The 674-nt window shown below is 47.6% G+C and carries 2 tRNA genes and 2 rRNA genes; all 4 read left to right on the top strand.

The features are described 5' to 3' along the window. Positions 1 to 101 (top strand): 16S ribosomal RNA (locus DXA18_RS15475); the annotation flags it as partial. Positions 102 to 168: 67 nt separating this feature from the next. Then, positions 169 to 286, top strand: a 5S ribosomal RNA gene (rrf, locus tag DXA18_RS15470). 45 nt (positions 287 to 331) lie between these two features. After that, positions 332 to 405, top strand: a tRNA-Ile gene (locus DXA18_RS15465). 73 nt (positions 406 to 478) lie between these two features. Further along, positions 479 to 551 (top strand) — tRNA-Ala (locus tag DXA18_RS15460). Positions 552 to 674 lie beyond the last annotated feature (123 nt).

The raw sequence follows: 674 nt of genomic DNA, 5'->3' as shown, positions 1-674 counted from the left end.
ACCCAACCGCAAGGAGGGAGCTGCCGAAGGTGGGACCGATAACTGGGGTGAAGTCGTAACAAGGTAGCCGTATCGGAAGGTGCGGCTGGATCACCTCCTTTCTAAGGAAAAAAGTAAGGGTTGTTGTTTATTGTTGAGTTATCGAAGCTGTCAAAGCTAGGTAATCTTTCTGGTGGCGATGCGCTTGTGGGAGACACCCGTTCCCATACCGAACACGATGGTTAAGACGCAAGCGGCCGATGGTACTGCACTGGAGACGGTGTGGGAGAGTAGGTGGCCGCCAGATTAAAAAAGAAAAGTTAAGGGCACCGGATGGTGGCTGAACTGAGAAGGGCTTATAGCTCAGCTGGTTAGAGCGCACGCCTGATAAGCGTGAGGTCGGTGGTTCGAGTCCACTTAAGCCCACTTACTTAAGTGTTCGCCTGAGGAGGTAAGGTCACTTAAGCCCATTGGTTATCATACCAATAAAACTACATATGGGGGATTAGCTCAGTTGGGAGAGCGCCTGCCTTGCAAGCAGGAGGTCACGAGTTCGACTCTCGTATTCTCCACTTGACCTGAAAAAGGTCAGATATGTACCTTGAAAACCGCATACAAGAAATATGATAAGATTTTTAAATATCTTAATCAAGACATCCGAGGTAATTGTTATAAACAGAGTAATGTAGTAATGA

The organism is Dorea sp. AM58-8, assembly GCF_003464045.1.
Taxonomy (GTDB): Bacteria; Bacillota; Clostridia; order Lachnospirales; family Lachnospiraceae; genus Claveliimonas; species Claveliimonas ammoniilytica.
The sequence above is the reverse complement of the archived record's forward strand: the minus strand, read 5'-3'. Positions and strand labels throughout refer to the sequence as shown.